The sequence below is a fragment of the Bordetella tumbae genome (assembly GCF_965139195.1).
Classification (GTDB): Bacteria; Pseudomonadota; Gammaproteobacteria; order Burkholderiales; family Burkholderiaceae_B; genus Bordetella_A; species Bordetella_A tumbae.
Window position 1 is genome coordinate 164,078 of record NZ_CBCSJH010000008.1, and the last position, 22,558, is coordinate 186,635.

Below are 22,558 nucleotides of genomic sequence, written 5' to 3' on the forward strand. Positions count from 1 at the left end.
CTGCTCATGGGCCGAGTCGCGGCGATAGGCCCGGCGGGGCTTTTACACGCCGACCTCCTGCGCCAAAAGAACTCCACACTACGCATGCCACCGTCACAACTGCGTCATGTTTTGGTCACGTAGGCGTCACGGCGTCATGGTTACATTCTGGGCATCTTCACAGCCAGAGGGATGCTCACGTGAACGAGACCCGACCGACGCATTGGCGCACACTTTGGATTTCCGATCTTCACCTGGGTACGGCCGGGTGCAAGGCGGATTTTCTATTGGATTTCCTCGATCAAAACGAATCCGATACGCTGTATTTGGTAGGTGACATTGTTGACGGCTGGCAATTACGCAAACACTGGCACTGGCCTCGCGCTCACAATGATGTGATTCAACGCATCCTGCGCAAGGCGCGCAATGGTACGCGCGTGGTGTTCGTGCCGGGCAATCATGACGAATTTGCCCGGGAATTCGTGGGCTATGCCTTTGGGGATATCGAAGTCCTGGACGAAGACGTGCATGTCACGGCCAACGGGAAACGGTTGCTGGTACTGCATGGCGACCGATTCGATGGCGTCATTCAGCACGGCAAATGGCTGGCTCGCCTGGGCGACACGCTGTACCAGAGCGCCCTCTGGCTGAATCACCACTTCAATCGCCTGCGTCATCGCATGGGCCTGCATTACTGGTCGCTGTCGCAATACCTGAAGCACAAAGTGAAGAACGCGGTGTCTTTTATTACCGACTTCGAAGAGACGCTCGCAGGCGAAGCCCGGCGCCGGGGACTGGACGGCGTGGTGTGCGGCCACATCCACAAACCGGAAATGCGCGAGGTCGATGGCATCCTGTACTGCAATGACGGCGACTGGGTGGAAAGCCTGTCAGCGTTGGCAGAAAACCACGATGGCAATCTCGTGCTGCTGGACTGGGCAGAACAATACGCACGGCGGGAGTCCGGCTCTCCCCCGACACGCCCCCGTCGCCCCCTGTCTTTGCCTGCCCTGCCCTCGGCCCTGCGCCGGCAAAGTAAGCATCCGTAATAACCCGTATACGTCCCCTTTAGCGACACAGGGATATTGCAGTTCGCGGCCCTCTAGGTCATGCTTGCACCTGTTGGGGGCATTCCGGCCCCCGGGCGGCATCCCTCGGGATGATCGCCAGCGCGCTTACAAAATAGGGCCATGAACGACCAATATCAGTCGCTCTACCAATCATTCCGCTGGCTGGTTCCGACCCAATTCAATATTGCGGAAGCCTGCTGCCACCGCTGGGCGGCGAGTTCGTCGGACGCCCGGCGTATTGCCATTTACTACGAAGACGAAGCGGGCAATCGCGAAGTCTGGACGTATGCACGATTAGGCGAAGCTGCCAATCAGTTGGCAAATGGCCTGATCAAGATGGGTGTCGAGCGCGGCGATCGGGTTGGTGTGGTTTTAGGACAACGGCCGGAAACCGTGGTGGCCCATATGGCCATCTATAGTGTCGGGGCGATCGTCGTACCGCTGTCGCCGTTGTTCGGTCCGGAGGCTCTGGAAACCCGGCTGCGCGATTCCGATGCCCGGGTCGCTATCGTCGACTATGCTTCCAGCGCCAACTTGCTGGCTATTAGCGACAATTGCCCGAATTTGAATCAAATCATCGGGATCGGTTTTGTCGATGAGCGCGTCCTGCCCTGGCGCAGCCTGCTGGCACGCCAGCCAGGTGAATTCAAGCAAGTGATGACCCGTGCCGCCGACCCTGCCATCCTGTTGTACACCTCAGGAACCACGGGTGCCCCAAAGGGCGCATTGCTGCCGCATAGCGTCCTGATCGGCAATCTGCCGGGTTTTGTCGCCTCGCAAAACTGGTTCCCCAAAGCCAACGACGTATTCTGGTCGCCAGCGGACTGGGCCTGGACGGGCGGCATGATGGACGCTCTGTTGCCCACGCTGTATTTCGGCCACCCCATTGTCGGCACGCGCGGACGGTTCTCGCCCGAACGCGCCTTTGAGCTGATGGAGCGCTATCAGGTTACGAACACATTCCTGTTCCCCACCGCGCTCAAAATGATGATGAAGACGGTACCCGAGCCGGCCAGCCAATACCGGCTGGCGTTGCGCGCCATCATGAGTGCTGGGGAAAGCGTGGGCGAAACGGTCTTCGAATGGTGCCAGACCGCGCTGGGTATCACGCCGAACGAGATGTTCGGTCAGACTGAGCTGAATTATGTGGTGGGCAACAGCCATCTGCGCTGGCCGGCCAAACCAGGCAGCATGGGACGCCCCTACCCGGGCCACCAGGTCGCGGTGATCGATGATGACGGTCAACCCGTGGCTGCCGGCGAAACCGGTGAGATCGCGTTGAATCGCTACGATATCAGCGGTTTTCCCGACCCTATCCTGTTTTTGGGCTACTGGCGCAACGAGGCGGCCACCCAGGCAAAATTCACGGGCGACTGGTGCCGCACCGGCGATCTGGCGCGCGTCGATGACGACGGCTACCTCTGGTATGCCGGCCGGGCCGACGATGTGTTCAAGTCAGCTGGCTACCGTATCGGTCCGGGCGAAATCGAGAACTGCCTGCTGGGTCACGACGCCGTGGCGAACGCCGCCGTCGTTCCCAAGCCCGATGCCGAACGAGGGGCGCTGGTGAAAGCCTATGTCGTCCTGACGCCGGAATATGCCGAGCGCGATCCCGCCGAGTTGATTCAGGCTCTGCAAGAACATGTACGGGACCGTTTGGCGCCCTACGAATATCCGAAAGAAATCGAGTTCATTGATGAACTCCCTATGACGACAACAGGCAAGATTCAACGCCGCGTGCTGCGCCTGCGCGAGGAAACCCGCGCCGCCAATCCTGCCTGACACTGCCAGAGACAACTGCTGTATGCCTATTTACCAACTTGATGACCTGATCCCGACCATTGATCCGAGTGTTTATGTTGCAGAGAGCGCCGATATCATCGGCAACGTCACGCTGCAAGCCGGTGTCAGTATCTGGTCGCACGTCTCGATCCGCGGCGACAATGCCCCCATCGTGATCGAGACCGGCAGCAACATCCAGGAATCCTCCGTCTTGCACGTCGACGAGGGCTGCCCGATGACGATAGGCCCAGGCGTGACCGTAGGCCACCAGGCCATGTTGCACGGCTGTACCATCCACGAGGGTGCTCTGATCGGCATGCAGGCCATTGTGTTGAATAACGCTGTGGTAGGACGTAATTGCCTGATCGGCGCGGGCGCGATCATCCCCGAGGGCAAAATCATTCCCGACAATTCCCTCGTGATCGGCGTGGGCAAGGTCGTCCGAGAGCTGTCCGCGGACGAAATTGCCAACATGCACAAAAATAACGTCCACTATCAGACGCGAGCCCAGCATTACAAGCAGGCGCTCAAGCGGATCGGCTGACCGGCCTGACCTCGGCACATGCCGGGGTAATAGCTCTGAGTCGAGTTGATCGGCTAACATTCATGCATGACTGATCAACTCAAGAAATACCTCCTCGAAGACCGCTCGGTGCGCATCCAGGCCGTGCGGTTACACGATACGTGGCTGCAGGCCCAGGAACATCATCAGTACCCTCCCTCCGTACAGCGGCTGCTGGGAGAACTGATGGCGGCTGCGGCATTGCTGGCGGCGAATATCAAGTTCGAGGGATCGCTGGTGCTGCAGATCCAGGGATCGGGACCCATTGCGCTGCTGGTGGTCGAATGTCAGTCGGATTTGAGCCTGCGCGCCACGGTCAAGATCCGCGAAGGCCACGAGGTCCCCGAGGATGGCACCATGCAAAGCCTGCTCAATACGCATGACGAAGGGCGATTCATCGTGGTGCTGGACCCACGGCGCAAGGTGCCGGGCCAGCAGACGTATCAAGGCATTGTGCCGCTGGAAGGCGACACGGTAGCCGAGGCGTTGCAGCACTATATGAAAGCCTCGGAGCAACTGGACACCCGGTTGTGGCTGCAGGCCGATGGGCAATATGCAGCAGGGCTGCTGGTGCAAAGCCTGCCTGGCGAGGGCGGCAAGGCGCATGAATCTGATACCTCAGATTCGCTGACGCGTGCGATTGTGCTGGCCGAAACGCTGGAGCCCGGTGAGCTGCTGGCCGCGGATATTGATACCGTCATTCATCGGCTGTATTGGGAAGAAACGCTGATTGCCTTCGACCCGTCGACGGTGCGCTGGCATTGCCCGTGCACGCGCGAACGCGTGGCAAATATGCTGCGGTCGCTCGGTGAAACCGAGCTCAACGACGTCCTGGCAGAACGTGGACAGGTCGAGGTGACCTGTGATTTCTGCGGCAAACCTTATACGTTCGATGCCGTGGATTGCTCGGGGCTATTTGCCGCGGCAAAGCCGATGCCGGAACAGGATCCGCCTACGGTACATTGATCGAACGTTGGCGTCAGCGAATGATGGGCTGGACACTGCCTCGCCTCGACTAGCCAGGATAGTCGTAGTTACCGCAGTCGTAGTTCCCACAATCGACGTTGCAGCCTGAGCCAGGCACACTGCTGGCCATGCCCCAGTGTTCTTCTTTTTCCCCGTACGCAGCGCTATTTGCCCATGTCTGCACGACATCGGGCAGGTATGCCGCACATCGAGCCGCGCCGTCACGTCAAGCCGGGGCAGCAATGGTTGAATTCAGCATTGTTGCCGTCCCGTTACTGTTATTGAGCCTGCTGATTATCGAAGCTGCCCATTGGCAGATCGTGCGGCAACTGGCGTATGTGGCGTTGCTGGACAGCGCCCGGGCTGGCGCGACTCAGCATGGCCGCCGGGACGTGATGGAGCAGGCATTTACGCAATCGTTTTTGCCGCGGTTCGTTTATGCCGGCAGCAACGCACGCACAGCGCAGGACCGTACCTGGCATCGCGTACAGCAGACGACCGGCCTGCCGGCATGGCGGATCGAAATACTGCCGCCGGACCACACCCCGACGCTGCATGCGCGTCTGACGTATCTGCATGAACCTTTTACGACATTGACACGTACGCTATTGCGCCGTGTTGCGCGGTTCACAGACGATTGTTCTACGCGTGCCGCGCTGGCACACGGATTCCTGGCAATCCGATTGAATTTGCGCATTGAAATGCACTCGCACCCGATGCAATGGGAAACCACACCGCCCGCGCGCCACGACAGAGTCGTCTACGGCGCATGGAATTGCGATGGTTAGCAATTGGCACAACGCTCGGGGAATGCCATCGTCAGCCGATCACATCGAGACGGCACTTGAAAAACGACGGCAAGCCGATCATTGACGCGGAGTATTGGCTCGCGCAGGATTCGATGCAGGACGATTAGCCGTTGCGCCAGCAGGCGCAGGCGAATTCGCGGTGGTACCGCTTGGCGTGGGATTATTTACAGCCGGACTGCCCGGCGGCACGATCTGCACAAAGACCTCGCCATCGCGCATCATGCCCAGCTCGTTGCGGGCGCGCTCTTCGATGGCCCCGACCCCAGTCTCCAGGTCACGCACCTCGGCTTCCAGCGCCGCATTGCGCGCGCGCAGGCCCTCATTGGTTTCGTGTTGCGCGGCGATCTGTTTCTGCGAGTCCCAGACCGTGAACCAGCCGCCCTTGCCCAACCAGAGCGGATACTGGATCAAGGCCAGTAGAACTAGCAGCACCAGGAACAACAGGCGCATATGCAAAAACCCTTATGGGAATACCGTGACGAAGGTCAACTCAGCGAAAGGGCCAGACACCCGGGATAGCAATGTCCGGCCCACATCAGATCAACGCAGGTTGTAGAACGCATCCAGGCCGGGATACGAAGCGACCTCGGCGAGTTCTTCTTCGATACGCAGCAACTGGTTGTACTTGGCCATGCGATCCGAGCGCGACAGCGAGCCCGTCTTGATTTGCATGGCGTTGGTGGCCACCGCAATGTCGGCGATGGTGGAATCCTCGGTTTCGCCCGAGCGGTGGGACACGACGGCGGTGTAGCCAGCGCGCTTGGCCATCTCGATGGCGGCAAAGGTCTCGGTCAACGTACCGATCTGGTTGATCTTGATCAGGATCGAGTTGGCGATGCCCTTCTGGATGCCTTCGCGCAGGATGCGGGTGTTGGTGACGAACAGGTCATCGCCCACCAATTGCACTTTCTTGCCCAATTGCTCGGTCAGCAGCTTCCAGCCGTCCCAGTCGTTTTCGGCCATGCCGTCTTCGATGCTGATGATCGGGTACTTGTCGCACCAGGTGGCCAACAGGTTGGCGAACTCTTGCGAGGACAGCGACAGGCCGCCTTCGCCCTGCAGCGTGTACTTGCCGTCGCGGAAAAATTCCGAGCTGGCGCAATCCAGGCCCAATGCGATCTGCGAACCCGGCTCGTAGCCGGCTTCGGTGATGGCCTTGAGGATCAACTGAATGGCAGCCTCGTGGTTGGGCACGTTGGGAGCAAAACCACCCTCATCGCCCACGGCGGTGGACATGCCTTGGCCGTGAATGATTTTCTTCAGGCTGTGGAACACCTCGGCGCCCCAGCGCAGGGCCTCGCGGAAGCTCGTCGCGCCCACCGGCAGGATCATCAGTTCTTGCAGGTCGAGCGTGTTGTTGGCGTGCGCGCCGCCGTTGATGACGTTCATCATCGGCACGGGCATGCTCATTGGGCCGCTGCCACCGAAGTAACGGTACAGCGACAGGCCCGACTCGTCGGCTGCGGCGCGAGCCACTGCCATACTGGCCGCCAGCAACGCATTGGCGCCCAGGCGCTCTTTGCTGTCGGTGCCGTCCAGCTCGATCAGAGTGCGATCGACAAAGGTCTGTTCTTGGGCATCCAACCCCATCAAGGCCTCGGAAATCTCGGTATTGAGGTTTTCCACGGCGCGCAGCACGCCTTTGCCCAGATAGCGGGACTTGTCACCGTCGCGCAGCTCGATGGCTTCGCGTTGGCCAGTGGACGCGCCCGACGGAACGGCAGCGCGGCCCATGGCGCCGGACTCCAGTAACACGTCGCATTCGACCGTGGGGTTGCCACGCGAATCGAGAATTTCGCGACCGATGATATCGACGATTGCACTCATGATTTTTTGATTCCCTGAACGATAAACAAATTCATGCCGGCTGCATCGGCTCAGTTCATATGAACTGATCTTCGATGAAGCCGTTGCGTTTGGTCACGCGATCGAGCTCGACCAGCGACGTGAGCAGCGCAGACATCAAGTCCAGCGGCACCGCATTCGGGCCATCGGACAATGCGCAAGCCGGGTTGGGGTGAGTCTCCATAAAGAGGCCCGATATCCCGACAGACACTGCTGCACGCGCCAGCACAGGCACGAACTCGCGTTGCCCGCCCGAAGACGTGCCCTGCCCGCCCGGCAACTGTACCGAATGGGTGGCATCGAAAACGACGGGACAACCGGTTTCTCGCATGATAGCCAGCGAACGCATGTCGGACACTAAGTTGTTGTATCCGAAAGAAGCACCGCGTTCACAGACCAGGATGTTGCTGCCGTCGCCACCGGCCTCGATGGCGGCTTCACGCGCCTTTTGTGCGACCTGCACCATATCGTGCGGCGCCAGGAACTGGCCCTTTTTGATATTGACAGGCTTGAGCGAGGCCGCGCAGGCGCGGATGAAATCCGTTTGCCGGCACAGAAAGGCCGGCGTTTGCAACATATCCACCACCGCGGCCACTGGCTCGACCTGCTCGGTCTCGTGGACGTCGGTCAGGATGGGCACGCCCACCTGATCCCGCACATCAGCCAGGATCTTGAGTCCCTCGTCCATCCCCAGGCCGCGAAACGACTTGCCGGAACTGCGATTGGCCTTGTCGAAGGAGCTTTTATAGATAAACGGGATACCCAGCGCCGAGGTGATTTCCTTCAATCGCCCCGCGGTGTCGAAGGCCAGTTCGCGCGACTCGATGACGCACGGGCCCGCAATGAGAAAAAACGGGTGATCCAGACCAATATCGAAACCGCAGGCTTTCATCAGACTTCCTTGCGTGCGCCGTGGTGAGCAATGGCTGCTTCGATGAAGCTCGAGAACAGCGGATGGCCATCACGCGGCGTGGAGGTGAACTCCGGGTGGAACTGTACGCCGACGAACCACGGATGATTCGGCAACTCCATGATTTCCGGCAGGTTTTCGGTGGGCGTACGCGCACTGATCACCATACCGGCTTCTTCGAGGCGCGGCACGTAGACATTGTTGACCTCGTAACGGTGACGGTGGCGTTCGTTGACGTCGTCGCCGTAGATGGCCTGGGCGCGAGTGCCCGGCTTGATGGGGCAACGCTGTGCGCCTTTGCGCATGGTGCCGCCCAGATCCGAGCTGTTGTCGCGCTTTTCGACCTTGCCTTCGCGGTCCATCCATTCGGTGATCAGCGCCACGACGGGATGCGGCGCCGAGGGATCGAACTCGGTGCTGTTGGCGCCGCCCAGGCCCGCGACATGGCGCGCGAACTCGATGACTGCCAATTGCATGCCCAGACAGATCCCCAGGTACGGTACGCCGTTTTCGCGGGCGTAGCGGATCGCGGCGATCTTGCCTTCGGTGCCGCGCTTGCCAAAACCGCCCGGCACCAGGATGGCATCCAGATGCTTGAGCTGATCGGTGCCGCGCGTTTCCAGATCCTCGGAATCGATATATTCGATGTTGATCTTGGAACGCGTGTGAATGCCGGCGTGGACCAGCGCCTCGGACAGCGATTTGTACGATTCGGTCAGGTCGACGTATTTACCGACCATGCCAACAGTGATTTCGTGCCGCGGGTGTTCCAGCGCATCGACCAGGTTGTCCCACATGGACAGGTCGGCAGGCGGCGGGGTCAGGCCCAGGGCCTCGCACACGATGTTGTCCACGCCCTGCTTGTGCAGCATGGCAGGGATCTTGTAAATGGAGTCGGCATCCCATACCGAAATGACCGCGTCCAGCGGCACATTCGAGAACATAGAGATCTTGGCGCGCTCGTCGTCGGGAATGCGGCGATCGGCGCGGCACAGCAGCACGTTGGGATAGATACCGATCTCACGCAGTTTCTGCACCGAGTGCTGGGTGGGCTTGGTCTTGAGCTCGCCGGCCGAGGCGATGAACGGCACCAGCGTCAGGTGCACAAAGGCCGCGTTATTGCGGCCCAGGCGCAGGCTCATCTGGCGGGCGGCCTCGAGGAACGGCAGCGACTCGATATCACCGACCGTGCCACCGATCTCGACGATCGCCACATCGGTGGCGCCTTTCCAGGCGGCATCGGCGCCACGGGCGACAAAGTCCTGGATCTCGTTGGTGATGTGAGGGATCACCTGCACGGTCTTGCCCAGATAGTCGCCGCGGCGCTCTTTGCGCAGCACGGACTCGTAAATCTGGCCGGTGGTGAAGTTGTTCACCTTGTGCATCTTGGCCGAGATGAAGCGCTCGTAGTGGCCTAGATCCAGATCGGTTTCGGCGCCGTCTTCAGTGACGAACACCTCGCCGTGCTGGAACGGGCTCATCGTGCCGGGGTCGACGTTGATGTAGGGGTCAAGCTTGAGCAGAGTGACTTGCAGGCCGCGCGATTCTAGGATCGCGGCGAGGGACGCGGCGGCGATCCCTTTGCCCAGGGATGACACCACACCGCCGGTGACAAATACGTATTTGGTCATCGTAATAGGCGCCCGGGCGAAGGGGCGCATGCGGGAAATTTGGATTATAGCCGGGCGCGGACCAGATCAGGGGTTTTCCCTGACCGTTGTCACGTAACAACTCGAAAAAACACCTTGCCCGGCACGGCCTTCCCCTCATGGTATTACGGTGTGCGCTTGTGGCGCCGCCCTACACTGATTGACAAAACCGCAAGATGCGCCGGGCAACAGCCTGCGCCGCCTCCCGCTGCGGGAAATGACCCACACCCTCGAGTACCTGCCGCTCGTAGGCGCCTCGAAAAAATGCCTCCCGCCCATCCGAGCTGTCGGGATGGTTGCAAGTATCAGCCCCGCCGTGCAGGACCAGGGTAGGCACCGACAATACAGGTGCCGGATGCAGGCGGGCCTCGTCTTGCGCATAGGCTGGATCCCCGTCGGCAAAGCCCCAGCGGTGACGATATGAGTGCAGCACGACCTCGGGCCAGTCCTCCCCCCGGAATGCGCGCGCTGCCTCGCTGAAATCCGCGGGCTCGTACCAGCCAGGGGGTGCCCAGGTGTCCCACATCATGCGGGCGAACGTGTCACGTTCCTCTCGGACCACGCGCGCGCCGCGCGGCGTCGCCATATACCAGTGATACCAGTAGTTGCGCGCCTGAGGCAGCGCCAGTGACTGGTTCGGGTCATTGGTACCGTAGCCGACCGATAGCAGAACCAGGTGTGAGGCCACGCCATCGTGCAGGCCGCACGCGTTGGCCGCAGCACGCGCGCCCCAATCATGGCCGATCAATACTGGACGTTCGAGGCCGAGAACATCGATAAAGTCCAGCAGATCACGGCCCAGCGCCGACAACTGGCCGCTGCGCGGCGTGGCAGGGTCACGGAATCGCGTGGGGGCAAAGCCACGTAATGCTGGCGCCAGCACACGGTAGCCGGCATCGGCCAGGACGGGAGCCACGTCCCGCCAGCACTCGAGGCTGTCCGGCCATCCATGCAGCAGGATGGCCGTTGGGCTGCCCTGCGGGTTCCACTCGAGATAGCCTATGTCGAGCCGTTCGGTAGAGACATAAAGATAGGGATTCATGGCGTGGTCTCGCATCAGGAAAGAAAAGCCAGCGTAGCTGGACTATTCAACTCGATTAACAAATAATCATCCTTAATTGATGATTTTTTATACCGAATTCGAATGGACTACCCTCTCCTGGCTGACGGCCCGCCGCTGGACACTGTGTTGCTGCGCACCTTTCTCGAGATCGTGGACAGCGGCAGCTTCGCCGCGGCAGCCGAACGTCTGGCGTTGACACCATCGGCCGTCAGCGGACACATGCGGCGGCTGGAACAGATCGCGGGCGCGAGCCTGCTGGCCCGCACAACGCGCCGCATGGAACTGACCCAAGCAGGCAACACCCTATATGCCTACGGTCGCAATATTCTCGATCTGGAACGCGAGGCGCGTGCCAAGCTGCGGGGCGCACCGCTGCGCGGACGGCTGCGGGTCGGCGCCTCCGAGGATTTTGCCGGAGCCTGGTTGCCCCACGTATTGCAGCGCTTTCGCCAATGGCATCCCGACGCCACGATCGAGTTGAAAGTCGGCATCACCGCTGATCTGTTGCGCCAGCAGGAGCGTGGCCGCCTGGATCTCGTCTTCGGCAAGCAATGCAGCCGCGTCGAGGGCCACGGCACCTTGTTGTGGGAAGAACCGCTAGTCTGGGTATTTGCGGCGGATCAGCCCTTGTCGATGGCCGAACCACTGCCACTGGCCGTCTTTCCGGAGCCATGCGTCTATCGAGAGGCAGCCGTCACCGCGCTGGGCAACACGGATCGTACCTGGCGTATCGTTTTTGAAAGCAGCAGTATGGCTGGGTGCTTGTCCGCGGCACGCTCGGGCTTTGCCGTGACCGTGGTCGCCGATAGCCAGCGCAGCGCTAGCTTGCGTGTGCTGGGCGTCGAAGAGGGGCTGCCGGAACTGCCCGAAGCGCGCTTCTATGCCTTTGCCGGCGAAAGCACCCCCGACAGCACGGCGCTGATCGAAGCGGCCCGCCGCATTGGGCAGCAAGGACGCTTCGGCCAGCAGGGATTTCGCTCACGCAGCTGATAACGGCTGCGTGCTGGACTGCAACCAGGCCAAGGCGGCGCCCTCGACCAGCGGAGCCAGGCGTTCACGGACGGTGCGATGATAATCGTCCAGCCAGGCGATTTCGTCCTCGCGCAGCAGCGAGACCTCGATGCAACGGGTATCGATGGGGCACAGCGTCAAGGTTTCAAAACACAAGAACTCACCGAACTCGCCCTCCAGCCAACTGCGATTGGCGACGAGGTTCTCGATGCGCACGCCCCAACGGCCTGCCCGATAGAGACCGGGCTCATTGGAGGTGATCATCCCAGGCTCCATCGCCGTGTGCAGCCCCGGCGCTGCTCGATAGGAAATGACCTGCGGCCCCTCGTGCACGTTCAGGAAATACCCCACACCGTGACCGGTGCCGTGGCCATATTCCACGCCCCCTTGCCAGATCGGCGCCCGGGCAATGGCATCCAGCATAGGCGACGGCGTGCCGCGCGGGAATGCTGCGCGCGAGAGCGCAATCATGCCCTTGAGTACCAGCGTGAAATCGACTTTCTGGTCGGCGCTGGGCGTGCCCACCGCCACCACGCGGGTGATGTCTGTGGTGCCGCCGAGGTATTGGCCCCCCGAGTCGATCAACAACAGGCCGTCGCCTTCGATGACGGCGTGCGACTCGGGCGTGGCGCGGTAATGCGGCATGGCGCCGTTGGCATTGAAACCCGCAATCGTGCCAAAGCTGGGGCAGACGTATCCCGGCCGGNGCGCGCGCGCCGCCGTGATTTGCTCATCGATAGTCAATTCGGTAACAGGCTCTGCGGCAGTGCCTTGAGTCACGGAGACATCACGATCGTCGGCCGCAGAAACGGCCGNCGCATCTCCCCTGTCCTGTTGGCCGGCCTGACGAGCCGAGCCGTCGCCGTCCTGTTGATCGGCCAGAGGAACGGCGTCGCCGCCATTGACCGCCTGCTCGAACCACGCAAAAAACTCGCACAGCGCCGCGCCGTCCTGTTCCATGGCCTGGCGGACTTGGGCCAGCTCGGCCTCGGTCTTGCGCGACTTGAACAAGGTCGACGGATTGATCGCCTCGACGCGCGGCACCGCAGGGTCCATCGCGTGAAACACGCCGCAGGTCACGCGTGCGGGATCGATCAGCAGGGTTTGATCGAGCGCGATAGATCCCAAGGCCTCTGCCGTTTGGTCGTAGGGAGCAACATCCACGCCGTCGGCAGCCAATACGGCGCGCAGGGATTCGTCGATTTTGCCGTCGGCCACAAACAACGTGGCATAGTCGGCGCCGATCAATGCGTGCGCCAGGAACACGGGGTTATACGATACATCTGCGCCACGCAGATTAAACAGCCAGGCGATATCATCCAGCGTGCATAACAGATGCACGTCGGCCCCCTTGGCTTGCATGACGCTGCGGACCTGGGCCAGTTTGTCGGCGCGCGTGACACATGCCTGCGGCGCCGTGTGTTCATAGACCAGTGCGTCAGGCAGGCCGGGGCGATCCCGCCAAATCTCACCAAGCGGATCGGCCTGGATGTCCAGATGCACACCCACTGGCGACAAGGCGGCAGACAAGGCCCGGAACGACGCCAGGCCTAATACGTGGCCGTCTACACCGACGCATTGCCCCGCCGTCAGATTGCTGGCCAACCAGTCGATATGACTCGGCGTCGATGCCGTAGCAATTTTCATCAGCTGTACACACGTGCCAGCCAATTGCGTTTCTGCCTGCACCCAATAGCGGCTGTCGACCCACAGCCCCGCGAAATCTGCCGTCACCACGAGCGTCGCCACCGAGCCCGTAAAACCACTGAGCCATTGACGGCCTTGCCAACGCGCAGGCAGGTATTCAGACAGATGTGGATCGGCAGACGGTACGATGCAAGCATCCAGGCCTAGGCGGCGCATGGCCTGCCGCAACTGGGCAATGCGGGTATCAGTGAAAGACATGAGATTCCTTAACGCAACGTGAATGAGTTTCTGCCTGCATTTTATCGAGCCGGTGATGCGACGGCGATCGTATCGCCGTAGCCATAAAGGCAACCGATACTACGCTTGTCTCAATGTGCGTCAACGCCTCAAGACGAGATAGGCGAGCCGGACACGGGCCTCAATCGGAAAATTCTTGTTTGCCAGGATGACGACCCCCTTCTGCTGAGCAGGTAGAAACGCGACGTAAGCCCCAAACCCGTTGGTCGACCCGGTTTTGTTGACCCAAGCCGCTTGCATGGGGGGACGAGGCGGCACGATGGCCTCGACGGGATGGGTTTCATACGCAATCCTGGCGGAGTTTCCGTCGAGCAAGTCTTTCAAGTCGACGAATTCCTCGTATTGCTCCCAGACGAGGTCCTGTGTCATGGCGCCAAGCGTGAAGTACCCGACACGGGTGTTGCGCAACGCCTTGTCGAGATCGCTCCCGCCTTGGGACGAATCGATATTCAACTGCACGAAACGGATCAGATCTCTGGCGGTTGTTTTGATGCCGTAGGCTTCATCCGCGAGGATGCCCGGATTCACGCGTACAGGCGCGTCGGCTTTGTTGTAACCCTGGGCATAGTTCTCCAGCTTTGCCCGTGGCACGTCGATATAGGTGTCATGCAGCCCCAACAGCGGAAAGAGCTGTCGTTCCATAGCAGTCTTGAACGGCAGACCTAAGGCCTTGGCGGCGACTACGCCCAGCAAACCGATACTGGGATTGGCATAGGTCCGCGCGGAGCCGGCCCCGTACTGCGGCGTCCAATCTGCGAAATAACGCATCAACTGTTTTTCGTTGGTGATGGCGTCCGGCACCTGTAGTGGAAAGCCTCCGGCAGTGTGAGTACCGAGGTGAACGAGGCTGACGTTATCCAGATTGCTGCCGCGCAGATAAGGCAGATGCTGGGCAGGACTATCTTCTAAAGAAAGGCGTCCTAGCGTCTGGGCGTATGTTGCAAGTGTCGCGGTGAACGTCTTGCTGACAGAACCGATCTCGAAGAGCGTATCGCTGGTGACCGGCTGGCGCGTCGTCTTTGACGCAACCCCGAAGTTATAAAACGTTTGTTTCCCATGGTCGGTCACGGAAATCGCCATGCCCGGCACGTTGTACTCTCGCATGACTTGCTCGGCCGCCTGACTGATATTGACAGGAGATTCGGGCACCGCTGCGCCAGCCGACGCGGGATTCACGATTGCGGCCAGGCATGCGCACCAAAAGGTTTGAAACCATCGTTTATTGACGGAATACATAGGCGATTCAATCTCGAAAGCACTTCGTGGGGACGAACGATTTGCAGTCCGTCCGGACGACCAAGACTCCTTAACGGAGCATGGACGACATGGCCGACAAGCTATTGAGCGTGCGTACCGCTGCTTGCATGCTATCGACCGTAAAACGCAGCGTCACGCCGTCCACGCGCTCGAGCGTGGGCCACATGCAGAACAGATCGGCCAACGCCGTGGTCTGGGTCTGCAACCGGCATTCTATAGGGGCCGCGATCTGCAGGGGAGCCGTACCGCCCTTGTGTTCCACTACGGCGCGCACCGCCGTTTCCGCCGCGGCCGCAATTGCCTGGCGAGCCGCCTCGGGCGACAGGGTCACCCCACTGCCCTGTCCGTGTGCGACTTTGGTTTGCACCCATTGGGCATTCGGATACAGCGGCCGCGTTTCTTCGATGAAAACATCGTCGCCGCTGGCCATGATGACCGGCACGCCCAGCTCGCCCGCCAATGCCCCATACAAACCAGCCTCGCCGAGTTCCAGCCCATTGATCAGAACGCGGGCAAACGCAAAACTGTTGATGGTATGCGCGAGGATCCCGCGCCCCTGTGCACGCGAGTGATAGCCGATCATGATCACGGCATCGCATGGTTCCTCCAGCCCGCCCATCATGCCCAGATAGCGAGGTTTACCCAGCACCAGACGCGCACGCGGGTCCAGCAGGTCGGGCAACAGATTACGAAAACCGCCGTGCGAATCATTGACCAGCACTTCTGTCGCGCCGCCCGCAAACGCGCCGATCACGGCGGCGTTGGCCTCTTTGGTCATCCAGGCACGCGCCCGCTCGTATTCGCCATTGCCGGCACGAACCTGTTCGTGATGAAAGACGCCTGCGACGCCTTCGATATCGGTGGAAATCAAAATCTTCATAAAATGTTCAAAAGAATTCGGTCAAAAAAATGCGATACGCCTGACGCTTGGTGTCCATCTCGCTGGCAGCTAGCGGCTCGGATTCGGGACCACACCATACGATCAGAAATCCCGCGCCATCAGCCATTGCTGCCAATCAGGGATGGCGTCGGTGATGGCTTGCCGTACATGCCCATCACGGCCGTGAACGGTTTCAGCACGCCACAAGGCGGCCACTATAGCTTGCTCGCATGCCTCGGCGGCAGCCTCGAACAGCTTGTCGATACGTGCCTCGTGCAACATGGCGCCCGCGGGCATGGCGCGCTCGGCTTGATGCGGCACGGTATAGGCGGTGGAGAACGCCATCGCGATATCGCCGCTGCCGTGGCCGTACACCGAACCGGTGCGCGCCAATCCTGCCGCGGCCCGCAGTGACAAGCGACCGAGTTGGCGCGCATCCAACGGCGCATCCGTGGCCAGCAATAAAATAATCGAACCCTTTTCAGGCCCCGTTTCACTCGCTTGTTGTTCGGCAAAGCGCTTGCCAAACGGCCGCCCTGCAATCGTCAACAGTGGCAGACGCCCGAAGTTCGACAGCACTAGCGCGCCGACGGTATAACGTTGGCCGGGCTGGATCTCGGCAACGCGAGATGCCGAGCCGATGCCGCCCTTGAAAGAAAAACTCGACATGCCGCGCCCCGCGCCTACCGCTCCTTGCGCGAAATCGACGTTGGCCGCCTCGTATGCTGCGAGGTAGTCGGCCTCCGATACCGCCAGTGCCTGGATGTCATTCAAGTAGCCGTCATTGCACTCGAATACCAACGGGTTCACCGTCGCCCATTCGCGGCCGATCTGGGGATTGGCTGCGACCGCCTGACGGATCTGCGCATTGGCCACGGTGCCGACGCCAAACGTATTGGTCAATGCAATCGGGGTTTCCAATACGCCCAATTCGCTAACTTGCACAAGGCCTATGCTCTTGCCAAAGCCATTGATGACGCTGGCGGCTGCCGGCACTTTGTCGGTATAGACGTTACCGGCATGCGGGCGCACCACCGTCACGCCGGTCTGGCAATCGCCATCCGCGAGCGTCAGGTGCCCTACGGTCACACCCGCGACATCGCTGATCGCATCACGTGCGCCGCTGGGCAATCGGCCGACACGCGGCATCGGAAAAGCCGAATCAATGTTCGTCATGGCATTACCGCTGCAAGGCGGCCTCCTTATTCCTTGTTCGTACCTGCGTTGCGCGGGCAACGCGGAAGCACACAATAGTCCTGGTGGTTCGCCCACCAGGAAAAAAGGGCACAGCCTGCGCCGCGCCCTTTTTTGTCGCCGGGCCGTCCCAAGACAAAAAAGCCCCCTTGGGGGGCAGCAAGCCGAAGGCGCGGCGTGGGGGCTTTTTCGATTCACTGTGGATCACACACACGGTTCAACGACGATCGATTTTCGGATCCAACGCATCGCGCAAGCCATCGCCCAACAGGTTGAACGCCAACACCGTCAGGAAAATCGCCAACGCCGGGAAAATCGCCACGTGCGGGGCCAGCACCATATCGGCACGCGCCTCGTTGAGCATGGCGCCCCATTCCGGCGTGGGCGGCTGCGCGCCCATGCCCAGGAATGACAAGCTCGCAGCCGTGATGATCGACGTACCAATACGCATCGTGCCGTAGACCACGATCGGTGAAATCGTGCCAGGCAAAATATGGCGCATGATGATGGTCCAGTCAGACGCGCCGATACTGCGCACGGCCTCAACGTATGTCATTTGCTTGATAGCGAGCGTATTGCCTCGTACCAGGCGCGCAAAGGCCGGTACGCTGAACACAGCCACGGCGACAATCACGTTGACCATGCTCGAACCCAGAATGGCCACCACACCGATCGCCAGCAACATCCCGGGAAACGCCAACAGCACGTCCGAAATACGCATGGTGATGCGTTCCCACCAGCCTTCGTAGTAGCCGGCCATCAGCCCCATCAACGTACCAACCACGGCACCCATGGCGACTGACAGGAAACCCGCGGCCAATGAGATCTGCGCGCCCGCAATGATGCGGCTGAAGATATCCCGGCCGAGTGAATCCACACCCAGCCAATGCGTCGCGGATGGCCCTGCATTCAGCGCGTCATAATCAAAGAAATTTTCCGGATCGAAAGGAACAATCCAACGCGCAAAAATCGCCACCACGACCAGCAGCAGGACGAAAAGCCCTGCGCCTACGGCGAGTTTCTGCTTTTTGAATTTGCGCCAGAACTCGGTCAGCGGTGTGCGCACCGCATTCTGTTTGGCGGCCTGCGCACTCGTGGCGGTAGTCGTATTGCTCATGCCCGCCTCACTTATAACGGATACTGGGATTGATGACGCCATACAGCACGTCGACAATCAAGTTGATCAAAATGAATTCCAGCGAGAACAGCAGCACCAGGCCCTGAATCACGGGATAGTCGCGCTGCGTCACGGCATCGACGAGCAGCCGGCCCAGGCCCGGCCAGTTGAACACGGTCTCGACCACGATCGAGCCGCCCAGCAGAAAGCCGAACTGCAAGCCCATCATGGTGACCACGGGAATCAGCGCATTACGCAGCGTGTGCTTGATAACCACGCGGTTTTCCGTCAAGCCCTTGGCCCGTGCCGTACGCACGAAATCCTCTTGAATGACTTCAACGAACGACGCCCGCGTGAATCGCGCCATCACTGCCGCCACCGCAGCGCCCAGCGTGATGGACGGCAGAATATAGTGTTTCCAGCTCGAGGCACCCACCGTGGGCAGCCACCCCAGATTCACTGAGAAGACTTGCATCAGCATCATGCCCAATGCAAAGGCCGGGAACGAAATCCCCGACACGGCCAGCGTCATGAGGACGCGATCGGGCCAACGATTGCGCCAGACGGCTGAGACGATCCCAAAGACCATCCCGAATCCGACTGACCAGATCATGCTGGCAATCGTCAACCACATCGTGGGCATGAAGCGCTCGGCGATCTCGGTGGCCACGGGCCGCTTGGTACGCAGCGAGTTCCCCAGATCACCCTGCAGCATATGGCTGAAGTAGCGCACAAATTGCTGCGGCAAGGGCAGATCCAGCCCGAGCTCCTGGCGCACGAGCTCAACCGTGGCCTGGTCGGCATCCTGGCCAGCGGCCAGGCGCGCCGGATCCCCCGGGAGCATGTGCACAAACAAGAACACGACCACCGAGACCAACAACAGGGTCGGGATCATGCCCAATAAACGTTTGACGATATAGGTCAGCATTGAAATTCCTGAGACGTCGGCGGATGCCCCATGCACCCGCCGAGCCTTGCTTGCGATTACTGCTTGAGATCGATGTCACCGAACCAGAACGAGGTGTCGGGTTCGACATACACACCGCTCAGGTTCTTCGATTTCACGTACACGTTGTTCTGGGTCACCAGGAAGGCCCAGGGGGCGTCATTCCAGATGGTTTCCTGAACCTTGTTGTAGATCTCGGTCTTTTTCGTACGGTCTGTCGTGGCCAGGGCTTCTTGGATGCCGTCGTCCACAGACTTGTTGGAGTAGTACGACACGTTGTTCAGCACGGGCGGGAACGCGCCGGTGCTCAACAAGGGACGCAGGCCCCAGTCTGCTTCGCCGGTCGAGGACGACCAGCCCGCGTAGTAAAGGCGAACCTTGGCGTCTTCAGGCTTTTGCACTTGCTGCACGCGTTGCACGCGTTGGCCCGACTCCAAGACTTCTACCGAGGTCTTGATGCCGACCTGAGCGAGCTGTTGCTGCAGGAACTGGACCACCTTGACCGACGTGCCATCGTTATAAGCCGACCACAACTGCGTCTCGAAGCCCTTTTCGTAGCCGGCTTCCTTCAGCAATTGACGCGCCTTGGCGGGATCATAGGGCCACGGACCAGTCTTGTGGGCGAAATCCACGCCAGTGGGCACAACGCCATCGACGATGGTGGCATAGCCGTTGAATGCCACTTTCGCCAACGCTTGTTTGTTGATGGCGTAGTTGATGGCCTGGCGAACCTTGGGATCATTGAAAGGCTTGACCTGCGTGTTCATCGACAGGTAGCGGGCCATGATCGAGTTCTTGTGATCGACCACGTCCAGCTTGTCGTTCTTGGCCAGGATTGCGGCTTGCTCGAACGGCACGGGGAACGCGAAGTGGGCTTCGCCCGTCTGCACCACGGCAGCACGCGTGTTGTTGTCGGTCACGGTGCGGAAAGTGATCGAATCCACTTTCGGCTTGCCCTGGTTCCAATAGCCGTCGAACTTCTTGACCTTCAGGTATTCGGCGGGCTTCCACTCGACGAATTCGAACGGGCCAGTGCCCACGGGATGAAAACCGATTTCCTTGCCGTACTTTTTCAAAGCGGCAGGCGAGATCATCATGGCGGCCGGGTGAGCCAAGGCGTTCAAGAAAGCCGAGAACGGCTTTTTCAACGTGATCTTGACCGTCAAGGGATCCACCACATCAATGTGATCGATCACGCTGAACTGGATGTAGCGCGACAGGCGATTGTCCGGATTGGCAGGGCGATCAAAGTTGATTTTGACGGCTTCGGCGTTGAAATCGGTGCCGTCCTGGAATTTCACACCAGGACGCAGTTTGAAGGTATAGACCAGACCGTCTTCGCTGACAGAGTAGTCAGTGGCCAGGACTTTCTGGATCTTCAGGTCCTTGTCGAACTCGAACAGACCCTCGTAATAGGCCTTGCCGACAGCCTGGTTCAGGGTGCTGTTCGTGTTGTACGGATCGAGCGTTTCGAGCGCGATCGATACCGCGAAGGTAACGTCCTTGCTGGCATGGGCCAGCGGCGAAGCGAGCACGCCAAAGGCCAGCGCGGCGGCGGCCATCAGCTTAGTGGGGCGCAGTACTTTCATCATTGCAGCTCCTGAAATCAAAAAGGAGAGACGGTTTAGTGAACAAAACAGACCGGCGGCATGCCGCCGCCGGCAACATCAATACGCGCCACCCACTGCATGACGCGCAACAAAATGCCCCGGGCCGACCTGCACCAGCGACTCGACGACGGGCTCGTCGCCAACCTTGCGGATCGGGCTCGGGATTTCATCGGACAACAAGGTGCGTTTGAGATGGCGACGCGCCGGATCAGCGATCGGCACGGCCGACATCAGCTTCTTGGTGTAGGGATGTTGGGGATTTTCGAAAATGGCGCGGCGCGGACCGATCTCGACGATCTGCCCCAGATACATCACCGCGACACGATGGCTGATGCGTTCGACCACGGCCATATCGTGCGAAATGAACAGGAACGACACGCCCAGGTCGCGCTGCAAATCGATCAGCAGGTTGACGATTTGCGCCTGGATAGACACGTCCAACGCCGACACGGATTCGTCGGCAATCACGACCTTGGGGTTCAATGCCAGCGCCCGTGCGATACACACGCGTTGACGTTGGCCGCCGGAGAATTCATGCGGATAGCGCTGCGCCACCTCTGCCGGCAGGCCAACACGCTCAAGCAGCTCGGCCACGCGTGCCTCGGCCTCGCGGCCCGAGGCCACGCCATGGACCAACAGCGGCTCCATGATGGAAAAGCCGACCGTCACACGCGGGTCCAGCGAGGCGAACGGATCCTGGAATACGAACTGAATATCGCGGCGCAATGCCTGCAGTTCGGTATTTTTCAGTTTGACAATATCGCGGCCGCCAAACAGGATCTGGCCACTCTGGCTCTGGACCAGGCGCAACAGCGAACGGCCAGTCGTAGATTTCCCGCAACCGGACTCGCCCACCAGCGACAGCGTCTCGCCCGGATACAGATCAAAACTCACTTTCTCAACAGCGTGCACGCGACGCTGCACACGGCTGAAAATACCGCCACGCAGATCGAAACGCGTTATCAGATCGCGCACGCTGAGAACGGGATCCTGCTTTGCACGAGGCACCTCCTGCGTGCTCGTATCGCCGTCCTTCGCCACGGGTTGTGCGCGGCCATCGACTTGCAACAGCGGAAAACGCGCCGGCAGATCGGTGCCTTGCATCGCGCCCAATCGTGGCACAGCAGAGAGCAAAGCTTTGGTGTACTGATGCTGAGGTGCCGCAAATACCTGGTCGGCGGGACCTTCTTCGACCTTGTCGCCGCGGAACATGACCAACACGCGATCGGCCACCTCGGCCACGACGCCCATATCGTGCGTGATGAACACCACGCCCATGTGCATTTCGTCTTGCAACTGACGGATGAGTTGCAGAATCTGTGCCTGGATGGTCACATCCAGCGCCGTGGTCGGCTCGTCGGCGATCAACAATGCAGGCTTGCAGGCCAACGCCATCGCGATCATCACGCGCTGGCGCATGCCGCCGGACAATTGATGCGGGTGACGATCCAGCACCGACTTGGCTTCGGGGATACGGACTTGCTCCAGCATGCGCAGGGCCTCGGCACGCGCCGCAGCAGCGTCCATGCCCTGGTGCAAACGAATCGTTTCCGCGATCTGGTCGCCCGCCGTGAACACCGGATTCAACGACGTCATCGGCTCTTGGAAAATCATCGCCATGTCGGCGCCGCGCACACTGCGCATCAAGCGCTGCGAGGCACCAGCCAGATTCACGATCTCGTTGTTGCGGCGGCGCAGCTCCATGCGGCCCTGCGCGATACGTCCGCCGCCATGCTCGACCAGACGCATCAACGACAGCGACGTCACGGATTTACCCGAGCCCGATTCGCCAACGATAGCCAAGGTCTCGCCACGATCGACATGGAACGACAGATTGCGCACCGCCTCTACCGTTCGTTCAGAGGTCACAAAACGCACCGTCAGGTCATCGACCTGGACCACGCGGTTTTCCGGCATCGCCAGCGTCTGAGCGCGATCAACCATATTGAATTCCGTTCCTAACT

At 60.4% G+C, this 22,558-nt stretch carries 19 protein-coding genes and 2 pseudogenes; 6 read left to right on the plus strand and 15 right to left on the minus strand.

All coding sequences use genetic code 11. The annotated features are described in order from the left end of the window. The first annotated feature begins 179 nt into the window (after positions 1 to 179). The 5 genes from ACNA0J_RS12070 (at position 180) to ACNA0J_RS12090 (ending at position 5,147) form a co-directional block, all read left to right on the plus strand. Entirely contained in the window at positions 180 to 1,028 is an 849-nt protein-coding gene (locus ACNA0J_RS12070; protein WP_415819096.1) for a UDP-2,3-diacylglucosamine diphosphatase, read from the plus strand. Between the two features lie 141 nt (positions 1,029 to 1,169). Continuing rightward, a complete protein-coding gene (locus ACNA0J_RS12075; RefSeq protein WP_415819097.1) occupies positions 1,170 to 2,831 on the plus strand; it encodes an acyl-CoA synthetase in 1,662 nt (553 codons plus the stop codon). Between the two features lie 22 nt (positions 2,832 to 2,853). Beyond that, entirely contained in the window at positions 2,854 to 3,375 is a 522-nt protein-coding gene (locus ACNA0J_RS12080) for a gamma carbonic anhydrase family protein (RefSeq protein WP_415819098.1), read from the plus strand. Between the two features lie 66 nt (positions 3,376 to 3,441). Continuing rightward, positions 3,442 to 4,359, plus strand: a complete 918-nt coding sequence (gene hslO, locus ACNA0J_RS12085) for an Hsp33 family molecular chaperone HslO (RefSeq protein ID WP_415819099.1) — start codon at positions 3,442 to 3,444, stop codon at positions 4,357 to 4,359. Between the two features lie 242 nt (positions 4,360 to 4,601). Next, positions 4,602 to 5,147, plus strand: a complete 546-nt coding sequence (locus ACNA0J_RS12090; protein ID WP_415819100.1) for a hypothetical protein — start codon at positions 4,602 to 4,604, stop codon at positions 5,145 to 5,147. Positions 5,148 to 5,225: 78 nt separating this feature from the next. Here ACNA0J_RS12090 and ftsB read toward each other — a convergent pair whose 3' ends face one another. From ftsB to ACNA0J_RS12115, 5 genes are all read right to left on the minus strand, one after another. Continuing rightward, positions 5,226 to 5,618: a cell division protein FtsB gene (gene ftsB / locus ACNA0J_RS12095; protein WP_415819101.1), complete on the minus strand. Its 393-nt coding sequence runs from the start codon at positions 5,616 to 5,618 to the stop codon at positions 5,226 to 5,228. 90 nt (positions 5,619 to 5,708) lie between these two features. Continuing rightward, positions 5,709 to 6,995 (minus strand): phosphopyruvate hydratase, encoded by a 1,287-nt coding sequence (eno, locus tag ACNA0J_RS12100; RefSeq protein ID WP_094820284.1) that lies wholly within the window; start codon positions 6,993 to 6,995, stop codon positions 5,709 to 5,711. 55 nt (positions 6,996 to 7,050) lie between these two features. Then, complete coding sequence (gene kdsA, locus ACNA0J_RS12105; RefSeq protein WP_415819136.1) at positions 7,051 to 7,908, minus strand: 3-deoxy-8-phosphooctulonate synthase; 858 nt, start codon at positions 7,906 to 7,908, stop codon at positions 7,051 to 7,053. Continuing rightward, positions 7,905 to 9,554 carry a CTP synthase gene (locus ACNA0J_RS12110; protein WP_415819102.1) on the minus strand — a complete coding sequence of 550 codons (1,650 nt, stop codon included), beginning with the start codon at positions 9,552 to 9,554 and terminating at the stop codon, positions 7,905 to 7,907. Before ACNA0J_RS12110 ends, kdsA begins: the two co-directional genes overlap by 4 nt. Positions 9,555 to 9,723: 169 nt before the next feature. After that, positions 9,724 to 10,614, minus strand: coding sequence for an alpha/beta fold hydrolase (locus tag ACNA0J_RS12115; RefSeq protein WP_415819103.1), 891 nt, complete (start codon positions 10,612 to 10,614; stop codon positions 9,724 to 9,726). Between the two features lie 102 nt (positions 10,615 to 10,716). Between ACNA0J_RS12115 and ACNA0J_RS12120 the strand changes: the two genes are divergently transcribed. Beyond that, the gene (locus ACNA0J_RS12120; protein ID WP_415819104.1) at positions 10,717 to 11,625 is read left to right on the plus strand and encodes a LysR substrate-binding domain-containing protein; all 909 of its coding nucleotides are present in this window, start codon (positions 10,717 to 10,719) and stop codon (positions 11,623 to 11,625) included. Here ACNA0J_RS12120 and ACNA0J_RS12125 read toward each other — a convergent pair. The 10 genes and pseudogenes from ACNA0J_RS12125 to ACNA0J_RS12170 all read right to left on the minus strand — a co-directional run. Beyond that, a partial coding sequence (locus ACNA0J_RS12125; RefSeq protein ID WP_415819105.1) for a M24B family metallopeptidase occupies positions 11,614 to 12,352 on the minus strand: 739 nt, incomplete at its 5' end. The two genes, ACNA0J_RS12120 and ACNA0J_RS12125, sit on opposite strands and share 12 nt — an antisense overlap. A 1-nt stretch (position 12,353) precedes the next feature. Beyond that, positions 12,354 to 12,461: pseudogene (locus ACNA0J_RS12130) on the minus strand (hypothetical protein); the annotation flags it as partial. A gap of 1 nt (position 12,462) precedes the next feature. Further along, positions 12,463 to 13,551, minus strand: a pseudogene (locus tag ACNA0J_RS12135) (aminopeptidase P family N-terminal domain-containing protein); the annotation flags it as partial. A gap of 120 nt (positions 13,552 to 13,671) precedes the next feature. Continuing rightward, positions 13,672 to 14,826, minus strand: coding sequence for a class C beta-lactamase (ampC, locus tag ACNA0J_RS12140; RefSeq protein WP_415819106.1), 1,155 nt, complete (start codon positions 14,824 to 14,826; stop codon positions 13,672 to 13,674). A 70-nt stretch (positions 14,827 to 14,896) separates the two neighbouring features. Continuing rightward, the gene (locus tag ACNA0J_RS12145) at positions 14,897 to 15,727 is read right to left on the minus strand and encodes a M55 family metallopeptidase (RefSeq protein WP_415819107.1); all 831 of its coding nucleotides are present in this window, start codon (positions 15,725 to 15,727) and stop codon (positions 14,897 to 14,899) included. A 102-nt stretch (positions 15,728 to 15,829) separates the two neighbouring features. Then, the gene (locus ACNA0J_RS12150; protein WP_415819108.1) at positions 15,830 to 16,903 is read right to left on the minus strand and encodes a DmpA family aminopeptidase; all 1,074 of its coding nucleotides are present in this window, start codon (positions 16,901 to 16,903) and stop codon (positions 15,830 to 15,832) included. Positions 16,904 to 17,138: 235 nt separating this feature from the next. Next, positions 17,139 to 18,038, minus strand: coding sequence for a glutathione ABC transporter permease GsiD (gene gsiD, locus ACNA0J_RS12155; protein WP_415819109.1), 900 nt, complete (start codon positions 18,036 to 18,038; stop codon positions 17,139 to 17,141). Positions 18,039 to 18,045: 7 nt separating this feature from the next. Further along, positions 18,046 to 18,966, minus strand: a complete 921-nt coding sequence (gene gsiC / locus ACNA0J_RS12160; RefSeq protein WP_415819110.1) for a glutathione ABC transporter permease GsiC — start codon at positions 18,964 to 18,966, stop codon at positions 18,046 to 18,048. Positions 18,967 to 19,022: 56 nt separating this feature from the next. Next, complete coding sequence (gsiB, locus tag ACNA0J_RS12165) at positions 19,023 to 20,576, minus strand: glutathione ABC transporter substrate-binding protein GsiB (RefSeq protein WP_415819111.1); 1,554 nt, start codon at positions 20,574 to 20,576, stop codon at positions 19,023 to 19,025. A 75-nt stretch (positions 20,577 to 20,651) separates the two neighbouring features. Beyond that, a complete protein-coding gene (locus ACNA0J_RS12170; protein ID WP_415819112.1) occupies positions 20,652 to 22,538 on the minus strand; it encodes a dipeptide ABC transporter ATP-binding protein in 1,887 nt (628 codons plus the stop codon). Positions 22,539 to 22,558 lie beyond the last annotated feature (20 nt).